Here is a 17,336-nt window from a genome sequence, read left to right on the forward strand (position 1 = left end):
CGCACGGCCGGCCCGCGCCCGGGCCGGCCAGGGGCTCACCTCAGTGGCAGCCGCCCGTGCCGCAGCACGATCCGCCGGCCTGCGGGAGCAGGTCGACCTTGCCCCCCAGCTCGTAACCGGCCTCCACCACGGCGGCGTCGATCAACGCGACGTCGAGCGGCGCCGCGCTCGTCACGGTCACCGCCCCCGCCGCCAGATCCACCTCGACGCCGCTCACCCCGGCCACCTTGCCCACCTCAGCGGTCACCGCGCTGACGCAGTGACCGCAGGTCATGCCCTCAACCTGGTACGTCGTGACGGTCATGGATCTCTCCTCGCTCTCGGCTCCTTGACGGCACTATATACCCCCCCAGGGTAAATACGCATACTTCAGCCACCCTCGGAAAGAGGGGTGGAAACACGCAGCCCAAAGGGGAGTACACATGCTGGACGGCAAGACCATCGCTTTCCTGGTCGCCCCTGAAGGGGTCGAGCAGGTGGAGCTCACGGAACCCTGGAAGGCGGTCAAGCAGGCGGGCGGCACGCCCAAGCTCGTCTCCACCGCCTCCGGCCGGATCCAGGGGTTCAACCACCTGGACAAGGCCGACAAGTTCGCCGTCGACGAGACGGTGGCCAACGCGGAGGCCGCCTCGTTCGACGGCCTCGTCCTGCCCGGGGGCGTCGCCAATCCGGACTTCCTGCGGACGGTGCCGGAGGCCGTCCAGTTCGTCCGGGCCTTCTTCGACTCGGGCAAGCCGGTGGCCGCCATCTGCCACGCGCCCTGGACCCTGGTCGAGGCGGACGTCGTCCGCGGCCGTACCCTCACCTCCTGGCCCAGCCTCCAGACCGACCTGCGCAACGCCGGGGCGACCTGGGTGGACAAGGAGGTCGTGGTGTGCACGGACGGGCCGAACATGCTGGTCACCAGCCGTAAGCCGGACGACCTGAAGGCCTTCTGCCAGGCCGCCACCGACGCCTTCGGCGGCTGACCCGAGCGCTCGGGCCCGGGCTCAGCCCGGAGCTCAGGCCAGAGCTCGGGCGAAGGCCCGGACGAGGCCCAGACGAGGCCCGGACGAGGGCTCAGGCGAGGATGGCGCGGGCCAGCCCCCGAACCGAGGACTTGAGCCGTGCCACCCCGCCCTCGGCCATCACGTGCCGGGCCAGGTCCGCGTCGAACGACCCGAGCAGGGCGTGGGCGGCGAACTCCGCGTCCAGACCCGGCCCGGCCTCGGCGATCAGCGCCGTCACGTGCGCATGCCACCGCAGATAGGTGGGATCGCGGTACTTGTCCTCGGCGCACGCCCGCTCGTGCGCCGAGAAGAGCGCCAGATTGCGCTGCGCCAGCTCGGCCAGCTCGTCCAGGAAGGCGAGCAGCCGCTCCTCCGGCGGCGAGCCGGGCCCGAGCGCCGACCCCGGCGACTCGATGGCCTGCGCCAGCGCCGAGGCCCGCTCGGCGAGCAACTCCTGGAACAGCCCGGTCCGGCTGCCGAAGCGCCGGAAGAGCGTCCCCTTGCCGACCCCCGCCGCCGCGGCCACCCGGTCGAGCGAGATGTGCTCGGCGCCCCGGGAGGCCAGCAGCTCTTCCGTCGCACGCAGGATCGCCTCCCGGTTGCGGGTCGCATCCGATCTCACGCACACCCTCCTCGGTTGCAAGCGGACCGCCGGTCCTCATAGTATCCCGCCATCGAAGCGGACCGACAGTCCGCATGCTCGGAAGGTGGAGTGAGACATGCGCGCATTGGTGGCCGGCCCCGGAGCCAGGGGACGCCTGGCGGAGGTTCCCGAGCCCGTGCCCGGCACCGATCAGGCCCTGGTGGAGGTGCGCCACGTGGCCGTCAACCACAGCGAGCTCCGCCACATGGACCGGTTCCCGGCCGGCACGGTGCTCGGCTACGACGCCGCCGGGATCGTGATCCGCCCCGCCGAGGACGGCACGGGCCCGGGGGCGGGCGCCAGGGTGGCGGCGTTCGGGGCGGGGGCGTGGGCGGAGCGGGCGGCGTTCGGGACGGACTCGCTGGCCGTCGTACCCGCGGGGGTGAGCATGGTGGCGGCCGCCGCGCTGCCGATGGCCGGCATCACGGCCCTGCGCGCGCTGCGGGCGGCCGGCGTGGGTCCGGGCTCCCGCGTGCTGGTGACCGGCGCGTCCGGCGCGGTGGGACGGCTGGCCGTACGGCTCGCCGCCCTGGCGGGCGCGTACGTCATCGCCTCCACCCGGCGCCCGGCCCCCGCCTGGGAGGGCCTCGTGGAGCCGGTGACCGGCCTCGACGGCATCGACCCCGTGGACGCGGTCATCGAGCTCGTGGGCGGCCCTACGCTGGTGGCCGCGTGGGGCCTGCTGAAGCCCGGCGGCAACCTCCAGAGCATCGGCTGGGCGGCCGGGCAGGCGGCCGTCTTCCCGCCGGACTCCACCTTCTCGCTCGGCACGGCGAGGTCCCTGCACTCCTTCGGCGACGTCGCCGCCCCCGCCGCCGACCTCGCCCACCTCCTCGGCCTGATGGCCGCCGGCGAGCTGTCCGTAGAGGTCGGCTGGCACGGATCCTGGGAACGCCTGGAGGAGGCCCGAGCGGCCCAGCTCGACCCCGCGACCACCGGCAAGATCACCCTGGCGGTCGGCCACCACCGGGCTGACGAGATCGAAACCCTCGTGTAACGCCTTGTCCCCTGGCGCGAAATGGTCTAGACGTAGACCAAAAGGAGCGTCCTCCACGCCCCCAGGGAGACCTCAATGACCACTGAAGAGGATTCCAGGCGACTCGCCGAGCTCGGCTACAAGCAGGAGCTGGCCCGCACCTGGAGCGGTTTCTCGAACTTCGCCATCTCCTTCTCGATCATCTCCATCCTCGCCGGCTGCTTCACCACCTTCGGACAAGCCTGGAACAACGGCGGCCCCATCGCCATCTCCTGGGGCTGGCCGCTGATCTCCCTGTTCATCCTGATCATCGGTTTCTGCATGTCGGAGCTGGTGTCGGCGTATCCGACGGCGGGCGGCATCTACTGGTGGGCCGCCAAGCTGGGCAAGCCGATCCACGGCTGGTTCACCGGCTGGCTCAACCTGATCGGCCTCATCGCCGTCACCGCGTCCGTCGACTACGGCTGCGCGACCTTCCTCAACATCACCCTCAACCGGCTGACCGGCGGCGCGTGGGAGGCCACTCTCCCGCAGGCGTTCCTGCTGTTCGTGATCATCCTGGCGCTGCACGCCCTGATCAACATCTACAGCCACAAGCTGATCTCGCTGCTGCAGAACATCTCGGTCTGGTGGCACGTGGCCGGCGCCGCGATCGTGGTCGCCATCCTGATCTTCGCCCCGGAGAACCACCAGTCCGCGAGCTTCGTCTTCTTCGGCACCAACAACAACTCCGGCTTCGGCGACGGCTCGGACGGGCTGCCCTTCTGGCTGTACGTGCTGCCGCTCGGCTTCCTGCTCACCCAGTACACGATCACCGGCTTCGACGCCTGTGCCCACGTGTCGGAGGAGACGCAGGGCGCGGCGAAGAGCGCGGCGCGCGGCCTGTGGCAGTCGATCTTCTACTCGGCCATCGGCGGATGGATCCTGCTGCTGGCCTTCCTGTTCGCCGCCACGAACGTGGACGAGATCAACAAACAGGGCGGATTCGTCGGCGCCATCTTCGAGACCGCGCTTTCGTCCCCGCTGGCCACGGCGATCTTCGCGATCTCCACGATCGGCCAGTTCTTCTGCGGGATGAGCTGCGTGACGTCGATGTCGCGGATGACGTACGCGTTCTCGCGCGACGGGGCGGTGCCCGGCTGGCGGCTCTGGTCCAGGGTGGACCGCAACCGCACCCCGGTGAACGCGATCATCGCCGGCTGCGTCGCGGCCGCGCTGATCACCCTGCCCGCGCTCTACGCCCCTCCCGGCCTGACCACGCCGGTCGCGTTCTACGCCGTCGTGTCGATCGCGGTCATCGGGCTCTACCTGGCGTTCCTCATCCCGATCTGGCTCCGGCTGCGCATGGGCGACGCGTTCCAGCCCGGCCCGTGGACGCTCGGGAAGAAGTACAAGGCCCTGTGCTGGATCGCCTGCGTCGAGATCGTGATCGTGTCGATCTACTTCATCATGCCGTTCTCGCCGGCCGGCGTGCCGGGCAACGCGGACTTCGCCTGGACGTCGGTCAACTACGCGCCCATCGCGGTGGGTGTGGTGCTGATCGGGATCGCCCTGTGGTGGGCCCTGTCGGCCCGGCACTGGTTCACGGGTCCCCGCCGCACGATCGACGAGGTCCCCGCCAAGTAGGAGCCGTCAAGTGGAAAGCCGTGGGTACGGCCCGGGCGGGCCGTACCCACGAGCAGGTCAGGCCGGAACGCCCCAGCTGAGCCGGTCCGTCGGCCACGTGCGCTGCGGCTGGCGCTTGAGCAGGCTCTCCTCAGGCGTGCCCACGGCGCAGCGGGTGCCGTGCGGGGGCACCTTCAGCGAGATGAGGTACTCGTCGATGATGTCCGTCTGGCACTTGTCCTTGCCGTAGATGCGGTGCCCCCAGCCCTCGTACGTGAGCAGCACCGCCTTGGAGCCGAGCTGGCGGGCCGCGTTGGCCGACCAGATCCACGGCGTGGCGGGGTCGTGCAGCGAGTTCCCGAGCAGCAGCGGGGCGTCGCCGGTGTACTTCAGCGAGTGCGGGGGGTTGGTGGTCGGGTAGTTCATGCAGATCGGCAGGTCGTCGATCGGGTACGGGTGGTACCGCGTGTCGGGCGCGAGCCGGTTGGAGACGTGCATGAGCGCGGCGTACTCCGTGTAGTTGCGCAACCGGAGGTTGTAGTCCTGGCAGAGGATCGCGGTCGGCAGGTACGCGACGTCCCCCTCCACCGGGCCACGACCGGGCAGCGGCGGCACCCAGTCCGGCGGCTCCCCGCCGGCCAGCCAGTTGATCGTCTGGCTCAGCGTGTGCCAGTCGGGCCCCTCGTTGCCCAGCGCGGCGTTGTAGATGACCTGCAGCTCGGTCATCTTCTGGCCCGTGCTCGGGTAGGTCAGCTCACCGCGCCGGGCCTTGTCCAGCAGGTCCTTCCAGATCGCGCGGATGTCGCGGCCGTGCAGGACACAGCTCGGGTCCTGGTCGCACCAGCCGACGAACTGGTCGAACGCGTCCTCGACGGCGAGCGCCTCCGTGGCGAGGAAGCCCTCGACACCGAGGCTGTGGTCCATGTTGCTGTCGAGCGCGAGTGCCCGGACGCGGCGCGGGAACAGCTCGGCGTACATCTGCCCGATCAGGGTGCCGTACGAGATCCCGTAGAACGTGAGCTTCTCCTCGCCGAGGGCGGCGCGGAGGGCGTCCATGTCACGTGCGACGTCGACGGAGTCGACGTGGTCGTACAGGGCACCGGTACGGGCCCGGCAGTCCGCGTGCAGCTTCTTCGTGAAGGCGTTCCAGGCGTCGAAGTCGGCCTGGCTCTTCATGACGGTGTGCGGCATCTGGTTGTAGACGGACGCCGAGCAGATCACCGGATTGCTGCGACCGACACCCCGGGGGTCGAAGCCGACGATGTCGAAGCGCCGCTGGAGCTCCTCGGTGTAGGAGCCGGGGGCGCCGTAGACGGCCTCCACCCCGGACCCGCCCGGCCCCCCGGGGTTGATCACCAGAGATCCGACCCGCGCCGCGGGGTCGGTGGCCTTGCGCCGGGCCACGGCGATGTCGACCTTCGGCCCGTCCGGCTTGGACCAGTCGATCGGGACGGTCAGCTTGCCGCACTCGGCGCTGGGCTCCTCCTCACAGGGCGCCCAGGCGATGCTCTCCGTGCTCTCCGTGCTCTCCGTGGTCGTGCCGGTGGCCGCATTGGCCGCCGAAATCGGTAACGCTGTCGCCAGCGCCAGGAGAGCGGCGGCGAGCATGGAAACTCTTCTTCGCACAATGCTCCAATCTTCAGTCGATCCCCCCGTCGGGGCGTGTGACCAAAGCGGATCATTGCGTATTTCGGCGGATGGGCAGGAAGGAATGACAATATTTCCTCCCTGAGGATGACCTCGGCCGTCAGGTCGCCTCGAACGCCTCCGCGGCGGCGGCCCGCACGTCGTCCATGGTGACAGCGCCCATGGTGGCGGCGTCGGTGGCGGCGTCCTGCGTGGCGGCGGTGGCGCCCAGCTCGCGCTTGAGCGAGGTCATGTCCACGTCCGGCATCCCGCAGGCGACGGCCCAGTCCCACGGCGTCAGGTCGCCGTCGACGTTGAGCGCGAACCCGTGGCTGGTGACGCCCCGGCTCTGCCGCATCCCGATCGAGACGATCTTGCGCCCGGTCTCGGCCGTCCAGACGCCGGTCAGCAACTCGGACCCCGGCGGCGTGTCGCGGCGCTCGGCCGGCAGGCCCAGCTTGCCCAGCGCCGCCACCAGCCGCAGCTCCACCTCGCGCACGTAGTCGACGATGCCCTCGCCCTCGTCGAGCTTGACGATGAGGTAGCCGACGAGCTGGCCGGGCCCGTGGTAGGTGAGCTGGCCGCCGCGACCGGTCTCGACGACGGGGATGCCGCGGCCCGGGTCGGGCAGGTGGGAGACCGGGGTGCGGCGCCCGATCGTGTAGACGGACGGGTGGCTCAGCAGCCAGAGCGTGTCCGGCCGCTCGTCCCGTTGGCGCTGCCCGACCATGTCGGTCATGCGCTCCATCGCCTTGTCGTAGTCGACGAGCTCATCCTGGATGAGCGTCAGCGGCCTAGCCCTCATGCCTTGAGGATATGCCGGGTCCCGGACCCGGGAGCACGGCCCCGGACCCTCGGTGGCCTCAGTAGGTGGAGACCTCGATGAGGTTGCCGTCGGGGTCGCGGAAGTAGACCGACGTGATCGTGCCCTGCGCCCCCGTACGCGGGACCGGGCCCTCCTCGACCGGTACGCCGCAGGTCTCGAGGTGCCGCACGACCTCCTCGATCGGGACGGCGCTGATCAGGCAGAGATCGGCGGATCCGGGCGTGGGACGGGCCGCCTTCGGGTCGATCTCCGCGCCCGCCCGATGCAGGTTGATCTTCTGGACGCCGAAGCGCAGGGCGTGGCGGCCGCCCTCGAACACCACCGGCTCCATGCCGAGGACCCGGCTGTAGAAGGCCATGGTGCCGTCGATGTCGGTCACGGTGAGGACCAGGTGGTCGAGATGGTCGATCCGAATCACCCGCCCAATCTACGAGCCCGGGGCGACGGCCGCGCCGGAAGTCGGGGCGGGAGGAGTGAACCGACAGGCGGGCGAATGGCGTCCAAGGCGGTGTGAGACCCACGGCTGGGTGCCGGCCCCGTCCGGCCTCGACGGCGCCGCTGACTCGCTGGTGCCCGGCAGCCCGGTCAGCGCGCTGATCTGCGCATATCCGGGAAACACCCGGTCGGGCGGGCTGGCCGGATCGCGGACCCTGACCGGCCAGGCCAGGGCGATGGCCCATGACCTGGGCTACCTTCCGGTCGGCACCGAGGGCGCCGAGATCGCGTGCACGCTGATGGCCGGACCGGCGACGAACTACCTCGTCCGGTTCGCCTACCCCGACGGCCGGGGGTTGTGGCTGGGCAGCGCCGAGGAGGTGAACTCCTGCGTGACGACCACGAACGGCACGGCACTCAGCCACGTGTACGTCGGCGACAGCCTCACCGCCGCCTACCGTACGGGGACGTGGCGCCTCGACCAGCCCGAGCGGCCCTGCCCGGGCTCGCTCGGCCGGCGCGGGCAGGACGCGCGGATGGTGCCCGAAGGACCGGTCAAGGTCGTGGCGTGCCGGATCCGCCGCCGGGCCGAGCCGGAACGCCTGCCACCCGCTCCGCGGGGTGGGCGGCGGCCGGTTCGAGGTGCTCTTCGGCTATGCGGACGGCCCCCCGGCCTCCGTCCGCGTCACCACCGCCTGCCGGCCCTCCGCGAACAACGGGCTGCTCGAAGGCCATCTGGACGACACCGTCCGCGACCGGGTGGTACAGCTCGCGCCACCATGACAATGGCGCGCCCGCGGAAATCCGCGAACACGCCATCATTCACCGCCGGAGCTTTCTACGCCCTGCCCCATTTACGTTCGGAGCAGCGGTCCAGACCCCGGTAGGCGACGCAGACCTTGATTCCGATGTAGGTCTTCTCCGGCGGGTCGAAGGTGTGGAACCAGCGCGTCCCGCACGACTTGTTCCAGTAGTGCCGCACCTTGCCGTATCCGTAGACGTGCAGGACCACGGCCCGCCGGTCGTTGCAGCTCTTGTCCCAGAGCTGGAAACGGTCCCCGTTGTGGTGGAAGGCGCCATAAGCGCCCCCGACCTCCGCGCTGACGTTCTTTCCGGCCGACTCGGCGGCCCAGGCGGGCCCGGCCGCGGCCGTCAGCGGCATCGCGCTCGCCGCCAGTACGGCCAGGCTCATCGTCATTCTTCTGGCGATTCTCCTGGACATTTCCTCTCCTGTCCCCGTTTGCTGGTACAGAAGAGCTTTGTCCAATGAGGCCGGAACGTCATTGATGACCCGTGCACATGGGTTTGCGACCGGTGCACGGACCATTCCCCCCAGCGATTATGCGGCCGTCCGGTAGCCCTTCGGCTCTTCCGGGATGAGGATCCACATCACGACGTAGACCACCCAGAGCGGCCCCGGAATGAGCGACAGCAGCAACCAGAGGATCCGTACGAGGGTGGGCGGCAGCCCCATCTTGTCGGCGAGACCGCCGCAGACGCCGGCCAGGATCCTGTGCTCTCGTGAGCGGTACATGCTGTTCCTCCGTGTGGTTTTTCGACCTGTCTGGAGAACGGATGGCCGGCTCCAGGGACTCCCGTCAGGAACCCTGAGAAAACCCTGTAAGGGTCAGCCACTCATGTGCCATGCCCAGATGTCGGCTGGTCAGTCCATGCCTGGGGTCCACATGGATGAGCAGGAAATCGTCGAGCCCCTGATGCACCCTGAGGTATTCCTCGTCCTCCGCCCACACCTGGTCGTCGAACCAGACGAACGGCCGCCGCCCCGCGTACTCCGCCACGTGCCGCGTCTTGAACATCTCCCCGTGCTCGCTCGGCGTGTCCGGGCTCATGGAGATCACGGGAAGCGAGGGCAGGCCGATCCTGGGCGCGATCCAGTCGTTGGCGTGGTGCTCCCAGGTGGTGGCCCAGACCAGCTCTGAGCCGGTGGTCAGGGCCAGGTCGAGCAGCCGGCGGCCGTGCCGGGGGTTCAGGTGCACGGTGTAGACGTCGGTGCCGACCGTGCACCTGTACCGCCGGAAGTCCGGGGTCGGCCGGCCCATCGGGTTGAGCACGCCGTCCACGTCGAGCAGGAGCAGGGGTTTCACCTGACGGCTCCGACGCCCCGATACTCCTGCGGGCTGATGCCCCGTACCCGCTTGAAGGCCGCGCTGAGCGCGAACGGGCTGCCGTAGCCGACCTTCCTGGCCACGGAACCGATCGTGGCGTCGGGCTCGCGCAGCAGGTCGGCGGCCAGCGCCAGCCGCCAGTCGGTGAGGAAGGCCATCGGCGGCTCGCCCACCAGCTCGGTGAAGCGCCTGGCCAGCGAGGCCCTGGACACGCCCACCTCGGCGGCCAGCGTGGCGACCGTCCACGGGTGGGCGGGGTTGTTGTGCAGCATGCGCATGGCCTTGCCCACCACGGGGTCGCTCATCGCGCGATACCAGGCGGGCGCCTCGTGCGTGGCGAAGTGCGCCCGCAGCACCGCGATGAGCAGCAGGTCCAGCAGCCGGTCGAGGACCGCCTCCTGGCCCGGCTCATCCTTGACGATCTCCGCGCCGAGCAGCGAGATGATCGGGTCGCCCGGCTGCACGATCAGCTGGGGCAGCGCTTCGAGCAGCCGCCTGCTGACCTCGCCCTCCAGGTTGTAGGTGCCGGTGAGCAGCACGGTGCCGCCCTCCGGGTCATTGCCCCAGGTCCGCACGCCCAGGTCCATGGCCTGGTAGAGGGACACGCCGTCGAGCGTGGTGCAGTGCTGGCCGGGGTGGATGACGATCTGCGGCTCGGTGCGGGGGTCGTCGGCCACGGTGTACGGCTCCGGCCCCCGCGCGATCGCCACCTGGCCCGGCTCCAGGTGCACGGGCTCGCCCCCGTCGAACGTGATCCACGACTCGCCCCGGACCTGCGCCATCACCGACAGCGGGGCCTCGTCCTGGATGCGCAACGACCAGGGCGGATCCAGGATCGAGCGGAGCAGGAAGGCGCCGCGCGCTCTCGGGCCGTCGAGTAGCGCCGCGAGCTGGTCCATGGGCTAGACGATCGCATATGGGATTGCGCTTCTCAACCATGGAGAGTCTTATCGGTATGGGGACTTACTAGATGCATGACGATTTTGGTGCTCGGCGGCACCGGTAAGACCGGCCGCCGCATAGCTGACCGGCTCACCGCGCTCGACCTGCCCGTACGGATCGGGTCCCGCTCCGGCACGCCGGCCTTCGAGTGGCAGGACCGCTCCACCTGGCCCGCCGCTCTCGACGGCGTCACGAGCGTCTACCTGTCCTACTACCCCGACCTCGCCTTCCCCGGCGCGTACGACGACGTCAAGGCATTCACGGAGCTCGCCGTGCGCACCGGCACGCGGCGGCTGGTCCTGCTGTCCGGGCGGGGCGAGCCGGAGGCGCAGGCCAGCGAGCGGACCGTCCAGGAGTCGGGCGCCGAGTGGACGGTGCTGCGCTGCAGCTGGTTCATGCAGAACTTCAGCGAGGACTTCCTGCTCGGCGCGGTCCTCGACGGCGTCATCGCGCTGCCCGCCACGGACGTCCCCGAGCCGTTCCTGGACGTCGAGGACATCGTCGACATCGCCGTGGCGGCGCTCGCCCAGGAGGGGCACGCGGGCCGGGTGTACGAGCTGACGGGGCCACGGCTGCTGACGTTCGCGCAGGTGGCCGCCGAGCTGTCCGCGGCCACCGGCAGGGAGATCACGTTCGTCCCCGTCACGACCGACGAGTACATCGCCTCGGCGGTGTCGCACGGGGTCACGCCCGAAGAGGCGGCGGGCCTGAGCCATCTGTTCACCGAGATTTTGGACGGCCGCAACGCGAGCATCACCGACGGCGTGCACCAGGCGCTCGGCCGCCCGGCCCGCGACTTCGCCGACTTCGCCCGGGCCAACGCCCAGGTCTGGAAGCGCTAGCCCCTGGCCCCGCGAGAACACCTGCGGGGCCGCCGATTCCGCTAACCTCACCCTCGTCACTCCCGCGTGCTCGAAAGGTGTAGTCGTGATCGGCTGGCTTGAAGCGGTGGTTCTGGGGTTGATCCAGGGGCTCACGGAGTTCCTGCCGATCTCCTCCAGCGCCCACATCCGTGTGGTCTCCGCTTTCGCCGGCTGGCAGGACCCGGGGGCGGCGTTCACGGCGGTCATCCAGCTCGGCACGGAGACCGCCGTGCTGATCTATTTCCGCCAGGAGATCTGGGAGATCGTCTCCACCTGGACGCGCTCCCTGTTCAACAAGGAGCTGCGCGGTCACTGGGCAGCGCGCATGGGCTGGTTCATCATCGTCGGCACGCTGCCCATCGGCATCCTCGGCCTGACGCTGAAGGACCAGATCGAGACGAGCTTCCGCGACCTGCGCCTGGTGGGCACCACGCTGATCGTCTTCGCCCTCATCCTGTGGTTCGCCGACCGCACCGCCCGCAACAAGCTCACGCTGGAGAAGCACCTCAGCTTCACCCACGCCGTCATCTACGGCTTCGCGCAGTCGCTGGCCCTGATCCCGGGCGTCTCCCGCTCCGGCGGCACCGTGACCGCCGGTCTGCTGCTCGACTACCGCCGCGAGGACGCCGCGAAATACTCCTTCCTGCTGGCCATCCCGGCCGTGCTGGCCTCCGGCCTGTTCGAGCTGAAGGACATCGGCGAGGGCCCGGCCCCCGAGTGGGGGCCGACGATCCTCGCCACCGTCATCTCGTTCATCGTCGGCTACGCGGCGGTGGCCTGGTTCCTGCGCTACATCAGCACCCACCGCTTCACCATCTTCGTGATCTACCGGATCATCCTCGGCTTCTTCGTGATCCTCGCCGTCACCGCAGGCTGGATTCCGGCGCAGGGCTGACGCGCGCCGCCGCCGGATAGTACGCCGCCCACGCCTCGTCGCCCATGCGCAGGATCTTCAGCCCGGTCCAGCCCAGCCCGGCGACGGGGACGACCCAGAACGGCACGGTCAGCGGCCCATACGGCACCAGGAACCCGCCGAGATATCCGGCGGCCACCACCAGCGGCACCCACCACCCGACGAACCCGGCCCGCCACACCGCCACGCACAGCAGCGGCAGGCCGATGAACCCGAAGAACATCCACGGCATCTGGAACCCGAACACCACTCCGGGCAGGTTGAGCATCTCGTCGAGGATGCGCTGCGTCTCCTCCGGCGAGTAGTGCTGCCCCAGCCACCACTCCACGGGATCGCTGAGCAGCAGGCCGGACAGCTGCAGATAGCCGAGCACCGTGAGCACCCCGCTCACGTGGCCCAGCCGCGTGGCCTCGCGCCTGGTCAGATGCACCAGGCCGAGCACGGCCACGGCCATGAGCATCCAGCTCCAGTGGTAGAGGACGGACTGGGTCTGGGCGAGCGCGGGGTTCGCGCCGTAGCTGACCGACTCCCGGTCGTCGCCCCAGGTGCCGGGATCGACGACGACGGCGACGGCCTGGAGCAGCGGGGCCACGATCAGCAGGACGCCTGCCGTGACGCGGCGAAAGGTCACCTGGTCCTTGAACATGCCGCCGACCGTAGGCTCGCCCGCCCCGGGACGTCGTCCGCCTGTGGGGCGACCGGCCATCCCCTGGAAGGCGGAGAAGATCAGAGCGAACGGGGATAGCGGCTGCACAGCGCGAAGACGACGGCGAAGAGTGTCCAGGCGGTGACGTACGCGACCGGGTGGGCCCAGGTGTCGCCCATGAGGTCGGCCAGCGCCTGGCGGCCCTCGAAATAGATCGCCAGCCCCGCCACCGCCCCCGGGACGGCGCCCCACCACCGCTGCCACCACACCTCGTACGCGACGACCTCGAACACCACGAGCGCGACCGGCCCGAGCAGCAGGAACTTCAGCCCGGGCGGGTGGGACAGGAGCGCGGCCAGCACCATGACGGCCACCGCCGAGCCGCCTGTCAGCAGGACGACGGCGGCGAAGGGCGCGGGCTCGTTGCGCGGATCCTCGACGGGCGAGGAGTCGGGAACGCCGGGTGCGGGATCGTCGCGCGGTTCACGGTCATCTGGCACAACCGGCATTGTGGCCGACAGCACCGCGCGACGAACCCCTACCAAAGGAGGTCACACAGCTACCGGAGTACGTGGCGCCACGGGGCGGCCCGGGTCGGCGACACAAGCCCACCTGGTCGCGCCCGACGTCCGGCGCTACCTGGCCGGCACGCTCACCTTGGCGGAGATCGCCACCCCCCGGTAGGTGACCAGCGTGAACAGCAGCGCGACCAGGGCCAGCCCCGTGGCCAGCACGACCACGCCGATCCGGCCGTAGGTCTCCAGCGCCGCCCCGCCGGCCAGCCCCGCCACGAACAGCCCGAAGTACTGCGCCGACGACAGCAGCCCCAGCCCGATCGGCACGCTGCCCGGCACCGCGGTGACGGTCCTGAACTGCTGGGCCGGCGCGACCATCCAGCCGACCGCGCCCCACAGGAACCCCCACGCCATCGCGACGGGCAGCGCCACGTTGGCGACGGGGATGAGCGCCAGGAACACCACGGACGCGCTCAGGCCGAACAGGATCATCCGGCGCGGCCCGTACGCGTCGGTGAGCCGCCCGCCGAGCATGTTCCCCACGATGCCGCCCAGCCCCCACGCCCACAACAGCGCGGGCAGCGGCAGGTCGAACATCGACCCGATGTACGTGTACGCGCTGAACCCCGCCGCGAACATCAGCAACTGCGTGACCATCACCGCCAGCACCCGCCGGTCCCGCAACGGCTCGAACCGCTCCCGCAACCGCCCCGACGCCGGGATGTGCACCTCGGGCACCAGGGCCGCGACCCCGACGAGCCCGAGCACCCCGAGCCCGGCGACCATCCACAACGTGGCCCGCCAGCCCGCGGCCTCCCCCAGCCACGTGCCGAGCGGCACCCCGATGGCCGATGACACGCTCAATCCGCCCATCACCAGCGCCAGCGCGCGCCCGCGCCGCTCGGGAGCGGTCAGCGCGTTCGCCACGGCCGACGACGTGGGCGTGAACATCGCCGCCCCCGCCGCCGCGATCACCCGGGTCAGCATGACCAGCGGGTACGTCGGGGCCAGCGCGGTCAGCGTGTTCCCCGCCACGAACACGCTGAGGGCCACCAGCAACAGGGTCCTGCGCGACATGCGTACGGTCAGGGCGGCCAGCAAAGGCGACAGCACCGCGTACGCCAGCGCGAACACGGTCATGAGCTGCCCCGCGGCGGACCGGGAAACCCCCAGGTCCGCGGAGATGGGCGGCAGCAGCCCGGCCGTCACGAACATGCCCGTACCGATCGCGAAATTACCGGCGGCCATCGGATAGAGCCGTGAACTCATGAACCCTCCAGCAAAAAGTTGGACGCACATCAAACTGTCTTATAGTTGGATTGTTGTCAAACAATGGGACGGAGGTAGGCTTCAGCCATGCGCCTGCTACCTCATCCAGCCACGGAGAACATCGAGCTCACAGAGGTCCTGCGGGCGCTCTCGGATCCCGTACGCCTGGAGATCGCCGTCCGCCTCGACGCCGCCGGGGAGATGACGTGCACGGTGGCCGGGGACGATCTCGGCGTGCACAAGTCGACCGCCTCGCACCACTACCGCACGCTGCGCGAGTCCGGCGTGGTCCTAACCAAGCAGGAGGGCCGGCTGAAATACATGAGCCTGCGCCGCGACGACCTGGAGGCCCGCTTCCCCGGGCTGCTCGACACGGTCCTGTCCGCCGCCCGCAGGGTTCCCGTCGCGGCCCATGCGGGTCGCTGACGCGGCCGCGGGGCTGCCCATCCGGCACGTCCTGCCCGAGCTGCTGGCCACGCTCGACCGGCACGGCAGCGCGGTGCTGACCGCCCCGCCCGGCACCGGCAAGACCACCGTGGTCCCGCTCGCCCTGGCCGAGACGGGCCTGCGCGTCCTGGTGGCCGAGCCGCGCCGGCTGGCCGTCCGCGCGGCGGCCCGCCGCATGGGCGTCAGCCACACGATCAGGGGCGAGCGGCACGTGGGCGCGAACCCCATGGTCGAGGTGGTCACCACCGGCGTGCTGCTGCAACGCCTGCAGCGGGACCAGGAGCTGGCCGGGGTGGACGCGGTCATGCTCGACGAGTGCCACGAGCGCCACCTCGACGCCGACACGGCGCTGGCCTTCCTCCTCGACGTACGCGACACGCTCCGCCCCGACCTGCGCCTGCTGGCCACCTCCGCCACCGCCGACGCCGCGCCGTGGGCCGAGCTCATCGGCGGGCCCGTCGTCGCGGCCACCGGCGACGCCCACCCCATCGAGACGATCTGGGCCCCGCCGTCCCGCCCGGTCGCCCCGCCGCACGGCCTGCGCGTCGATCCCGCGTTCCTGTCCCACGTGGCCTCGGTCGTCCGCCGGGCGCTGGCCGAACGGGACGGCGACGTGCTGTGCTTCCTGCCCGGCGTGGGCGAGATCGCCAGGGTGGCCGGGATGCTGGCCGGTGAGGTGGAGCAGCTCCTCCAGGTGCACGGCCAGGCCCCGCCGCACGTCCAGGACGCCGTGCTGTCGCCCGGGACGGGCCGCCGGGTGGTGCTGGCCACGTCGGTCGCCGAGTCGAGCCTGACCGTGCCCGGCGTGCGGGTGGTGGTGGACTCGGGGCTGGCCCGCGAACCGCGTACCGACCACGCCCGCGGCCTCGGCTCCCTCACCACGGTCCGGGTCTCGAAGGCGTCCGCCACCCAGCGCGCGGGGCGGGCCGGCCGCGAGGCGCCCGGGACGGTCTACCGCTGCTGGTCTGCGGCCGACCACGCGCGCCTCGCCGAGCACGCCCGGCCGGAGATCGCGCTCGCGGACCTGACGGGGTTCGCCCTCCAGGCCGCCTGCTGGGGCGCTCCCGGCACCACGGGCCTGTCCCTGCTCGACCCGCCCCCGCCCGCCGCCCTGTCCGCCGCGACCCGCACCCTGACGGCCCTCGGCGCCCTCACCCCCGCTCCCTCCCGTACGCCCCTCCCCGCCGCCCCCGCCCCGCCCGACGGCGGGCCCGGGATCGACGGCCCCGGGGAGCCGGAGAGCGCGGCCGGACCCGTCCAGGTGACGGACAGGGGCCGCCGGATGGTGCTGGCCGGGGTGCACCCGCGCCTGGCCAGAGCCCTGCTCGACCTCGGCCCGGACGCCGCCGAGGTGGTGGCCCTGCTGTCGGAGCAGCTGCCCCGCGACGCGCCCGACGACCTGGTGGAGGTCTGGCGGCTGGCCCGCCGCGGCGGCACCGGTTTCGCGTCCCGCTGGCGCCAGGAGACCAGCCGCCTGCGCCGCGCCCTGCCCCGTTCCCGGCACAGCGGTGGCGGGAACGGTGACGCGGTGGCCGGGATGGCCGTGGCGCTGGCGTTTCCGGAGCGGGTGGCGCGCCGGCGCGGCGGCGGCTACCTCATGGCGTCCGGCACCCAGGCCCAGCCGGCCGAGGGCTCCAGGCTCCAGACCGCCGAATGGCTGGCCATCGCGATCGCCGACCGCCCCACCGGCTCGGCCTCCGCCCGGATCAGGCAGGCCGTCGTCATCGACGAGGCCACCGCCAGGCTCGCGGTCGGCACCACGGTCGAGGACGAGGTCAGCTGGCGCGTCCCGCCGGGCGGGCGCCGCGGCGACGTGTCCGCCCGCAGGGTCGAACGCCTGGGCGCGATCGAGCTGTCCGCCACCCCGCTCAAGGACGCCGACGTGCGCGAGGCCATCCTGTACGGCCTGCGCACCGAGGACGTGCTCACCTGGACCGGGCAGGCCAGGAACCTGCGCGACCGCCTGGCGTTCTGCCACCGCGCGATCGGCGCCCCCTGGCCCCCGATGGACGCCCTCGCCGACCTGGCCGACCAGTGGCTGGAGCCCGAGCTGTCCAGGGCCCGCCGCCGCGCCGACCTGGAACGCATCGACGTCGCGGGCGCGCTGAAGCGCCTGATCCCGTGGAGCGAGCGCCTGGACCAGGTCGCCCCGGAGCGCATCGAGGTCCCGACCGGCTCCAACATCCGCGTGGACTACTCGGGCGAGCAGCCGGTGCTGGCGGTGAAGCTGCAGGAGCTGTTCGGCCTGCAGGAGACGCCGCGGATCGCGGGCGTGCCGGTGCTCGTCCACCTGCTCTCCCCCGCGGGCCGCCCGCTGGCGGTCACGGCGGACCTGGCCTCGTTCTGGCGTGACGGCTACCGCCACGTACGAGCGGAGATGCGCGGCCGCTACCCCAAGCACCCCTGGCCGGAGGACCCGCTGACCGCGCCGCCCACCCGCCGGACGAAGGGACGCTCATGACGGGCCGGGGCGCCGGCTTCACCATGGTCGGCGCCCCTCCGCGTCTGAGTCAGA

The 17,336-nt window shown here is 71.2% G+C and carries 20 protein-coding genes; 8 read left to right on the plus strand and 12 right to left on the minus strand.

The window, feature by feature from the left end; genetic code table 11:
• Positions 1-40: 40 nt before the first annotated feature.
• The gene (locus tag ACTWPW_RS18835) at positions 41-304 is read right to left on the minus strand and encodes a heavy-metal-associated domain-containing protein (protein WP_375114825.1); all 264 of its coding nucleotides are present in this window, start codon (positions 302-304) and stop codon (positions 41-43) included.
• A gap of 118 nt (positions 305-422) precedes the next feature.
• Here ACTWPW_RS18835 and ACTWPW_RS18840 point away from each other — a divergent pair, with 118 nt between their 5' ends.
• Positions 423-968 (plus strand): type 1 glutamine amidotransferase domain-containing protein, encoded by a 546-nt coding sequence (locus tag ACTWPW_RS18840; RefSeq protein ID WP_375114824.1) that lies wholly within the window; start codon positions 423-425, stop codon positions 966-968.
• Positions 969-1,059: 91 nt separating this feature from the next.
• Here the strand turns inward: ACTWPW_RS18840 and ACTWPW_RS18845 are convergent, their stop codons facing one another.
• Complete coding sequence (locus ACTWPW_RS18845) at positions 1,060-1,611, minus strand: TetR/AcrR family transcriptional regulator (RefSeq protein WP_443169429.1); 552 nt, start codon at positions 1,609-1,611, stop codon at positions 1,060-1,062.
• A 97-nt stretch (positions 1,612-1,708) separates the two neighbouring features.
• On the opposite strand from ACTWPW_RS18845, the gene ACTWPW_RS18850 reads away from it, so the two are divergent.
• Together ACTWPW_RS18850 and ACTWPW_RS18855 are read left to right on the plus strand one after the other, a co-directional pair.
• A complete protein-coding gene (locus tag ACTWPW_RS18850) occupies positions 1,709-2,629 on the plus strand; it encodes a zinc-binding dehydrogenase (protein WP_375114822.1) in 921 nt (306 codons plus the stop codon).
• Positions 2,630-2,704: 75 nt separating this feature from the next.
• Entirely contained in the window at positions 2,705-4,234 is a 1,530-nt protein-coding gene (locus ACTWPW_RS18855) for an amino acid permease (RefSeq protein WP_375114821.1), read from the plus strand.
• Positions 4,235-4,291: 57 nt separating this feature from the next.
• Here the strand turns inward: ACTWPW_RS18855 and ACTWPW_RS18860 are convergent, their stop codons facing one another.
• From ACTWPW_RS18860 to ACTWPW_RS18870, 3 genes are all read right to left on the minus strand, one after another.
• Positions 4,292-5,821 (minus strand): alpha/beta fold hydrolase, encoded by a 1,530-nt coding sequence (locus ACTWPW_RS18860; RefSeq protein WP_443169430.1) that lies wholly within the window; start codon positions 5,819-5,821, stop codon positions 4,292-4,294.
• A 139-nt stretch (positions 5,822-5,960) separates the two neighbouring features.
• A complete protein-coding gene (gene lipB / locus ACTWPW_RS18865) occupies positions 5,961-6,644 on the minus strand; it encodes a lipoyl(octanoyl) transferase LipB (RefSeq protein ID WP_375114819.1) in 684 nt (227 codons plus the stop codon).
• 58 nt (positions 6,645-6,702) lie between these two features.
• Entirely contained in the window at positions 6,703-7,083 is a 381-nt protein-coding gene (locus ACTWPW_RS18870; protein WP_443169431.1) for a VOC family protein, read from the minus strand.
• Between the two features lie 638 nt (positions 7,084-7,721).
• Here ACTWPW_RS18870 and ACTWPW_RS18875 point away from each other — a divergent pair.
• Positions 7,722-7,883 carry a hypothetical protein gene (locus tag ACTWPW_RS18875; protein ID WP_443169432.1) on the plus strand — a complete coding sequence of 54 codons (162 nt, stop codon included), beginning with the start codon at positions 7,722-7,724 and terminating at the stop codon, positions 7,881-7,883.
• 55 nt (positions 7,884-7,938) lie between these two features.
• Here ACTWPW_RS18875 and ACTWPW_RS18880 read toward each other — a convergent pair whose 3' ends face one another.
• The 4 genes from ACTWPW_RS18880 to ACTWPW_RS18895 all read right to left on the minus strand — a co-directional run bounded on the left by ACTWPW_RS18880 (position 7,939) and on the right by ACTWPW_RS18895 (position 10,125).
• The gene (locus ACTWPW_RS18880; protein ID WP_443169433.1) at positions 7,939-8,322 is read right to left on the minus strand and encodes a hypothetical protein; all 384 of its coding nucleotides are present in this window, start codon (positions 8,320-8,322) and stop codon (positions 7,939-7,941) included.
• A 117-nt stretch (positions 8,323-8,439) separates the two neighbouring features.
• Complete coding sequence (locus ACTWPW_RS18885) at positions 8,440-8,634, minus strand: PspC domain-containing protein (protein ID WP_375114816.1); 195 nt, start codon at positions 8,632-8,634, stop codon at positions 8,440-8,442.
• A 64-nt stretch (positions 8,635-8,698) separates the two neighbouring features.
• Entirely contained in the window at positions 8,699-9,205 is a 507-nt protein-coding gene (locus tag ACTWPW_RS18890; RefSeq protein ID WP_375114815.1) for an HAD domain-containing protein, read from the minus strand.
• Complete coding sequence (locus ACTWPW_RS18895) at positions 9,202-10,125, minus strand: AraC family transcriptional regulator (protein WP_375114814.1); 924 nt, start codon at positions 10,123-10,125, stop codon at positions 9,202-9,204. Before ACTWPW_RS18895 ends, ACTWPW_RS18890 begins: the two co-directional genes overlap by 4 nt.
• A 75-nt stretch (positions 10,126-10,200) precedes the next feature.
• Here ACTWPW_RS18895 and ACTWPW_RS18900 point away from each other — a divergent pair, with 75 nt between their 5' ends.
• Together ACTWPW_RS18900 and ACTWPW_RS18905 are read left to right on the plus strand one after the other, a co-directional pair.
• Positions 10,201-11,010, plus strand: a complete 810-nt coding sequence (locus tag ACTWPW_RS18900; RefSeq protein ID WP_443169434.1) for an NmrA family transcriptional regulator — start codon at positions 10,201-10,203, stop codon at positions 11,008-11,010.
• Positions 11,011-11,095: 85 nt separating this feature from the next.
• Positions 11,096-11,926 (plus strand): undecaprenyl-diphosphate phosphatase, encoded by an 831-nt coding sequence (locus ACTWPW_RS18905; RefSeq protein ID WP_375114812.1) that lies wholly within the window; start codon positions 11,096-11,098, stop codon positions 11,924-11,926.
• On the opposite strand, the gene ACTWPW_RS18910 is transcribed toward ACTWPW_RS18905, so the two are convergent.
• The 3 genes from ACTWPW_RS18910 to ACTWPW_RS18920 form a co-directional block, all read right to left on the minus strand.
• The gene (locus ACTWPW_RS18910; protein ID WP_443169435.1) at positions 11,895-12,590 is read right to left on the minus strand and encodes a hypothetical protein; all 696 of its coding nucleotides are present in this window, start codon (positions 12,588-12,590) and stop codon (positions 11,895-11,897) included. The genes ACTWPW_RS18905 and ACTWPW_RS18910 overlap by 32 nt on opposite strands.
• Positions 12,591-12,670: 80 nt before the next feature.
• Positions 12,671-13,090 carry a hypothetical protein gene (locus ACTWPW_RS18915; RefSeq protein WP_375114810.1) on the minus strand — a complete coding sequence of 140 codons (420 nt, stop codon included), beginning with the start codon at positions 13,088-13,090 and terminating at the stop codon, positions 12,671-12,673.
• Positions 13,091-13,225: 135 nt separating this feature from the next.
• Complete coding sequence (locus ACTWPW_RS18920; protein WP_443169436.1) at positions 13,226-14,374, minus strand: MFS transporter; 1,149 nt, start codon at positions 14,372-14,374, stop codon at positions 13,226-13,228.
• An 87-nt stretch (positions 14,375-14,461) separates the two neighbouring features.
• Here ACTWPW_RS18920 and ACTWPW_RS18925 point away from each other — a divergent pair, with 87 nt between their 5' ends.
• Both ACTWPW_RS18925 and ACTWPW_RS18930 read left to right on the plus strand, forming a co-directional pair.
• Complete coding sequence (locus tag ACTWPW_RS18925) at positions 14,462-14,800, plus strand: ArsR/SmtB family transcription factor (RefSeq protein ID WP_375114808.1); 339 nt, start codon at positions 14,462-14,464, stop codon at positions 14,798-14,800.
• Complete coding sequence (locus ACTWPW_RS18930; RefSeq protein WP_443169437.1) at positions 14,787-17,282, plus strand: ATP-dependent RNA helicase; 2,496 nt, start codon at positions 14,787-14,789, stop codon at positions 17,280-17,282. Before ACTWPW_RS18925 ends, ACTWPW_RS18930 begins: the two co-directional genes overlap by 14 nt.
• The last annotated feature ends 54 nt before the right edge of the window (positions 17,283-17,336 follow it).

The sequence above is a fragment of the Nonomuraea sp. KM90 genome (genome assembly GCF_052246675.1).
In the GTDB taxonomy this organism is placed as follows: domain Bacteria; phylum Actinomycetota; class Actinomycetes; order Streptosporangiales; family Streptosporangiaceae; genus Nonomuraea.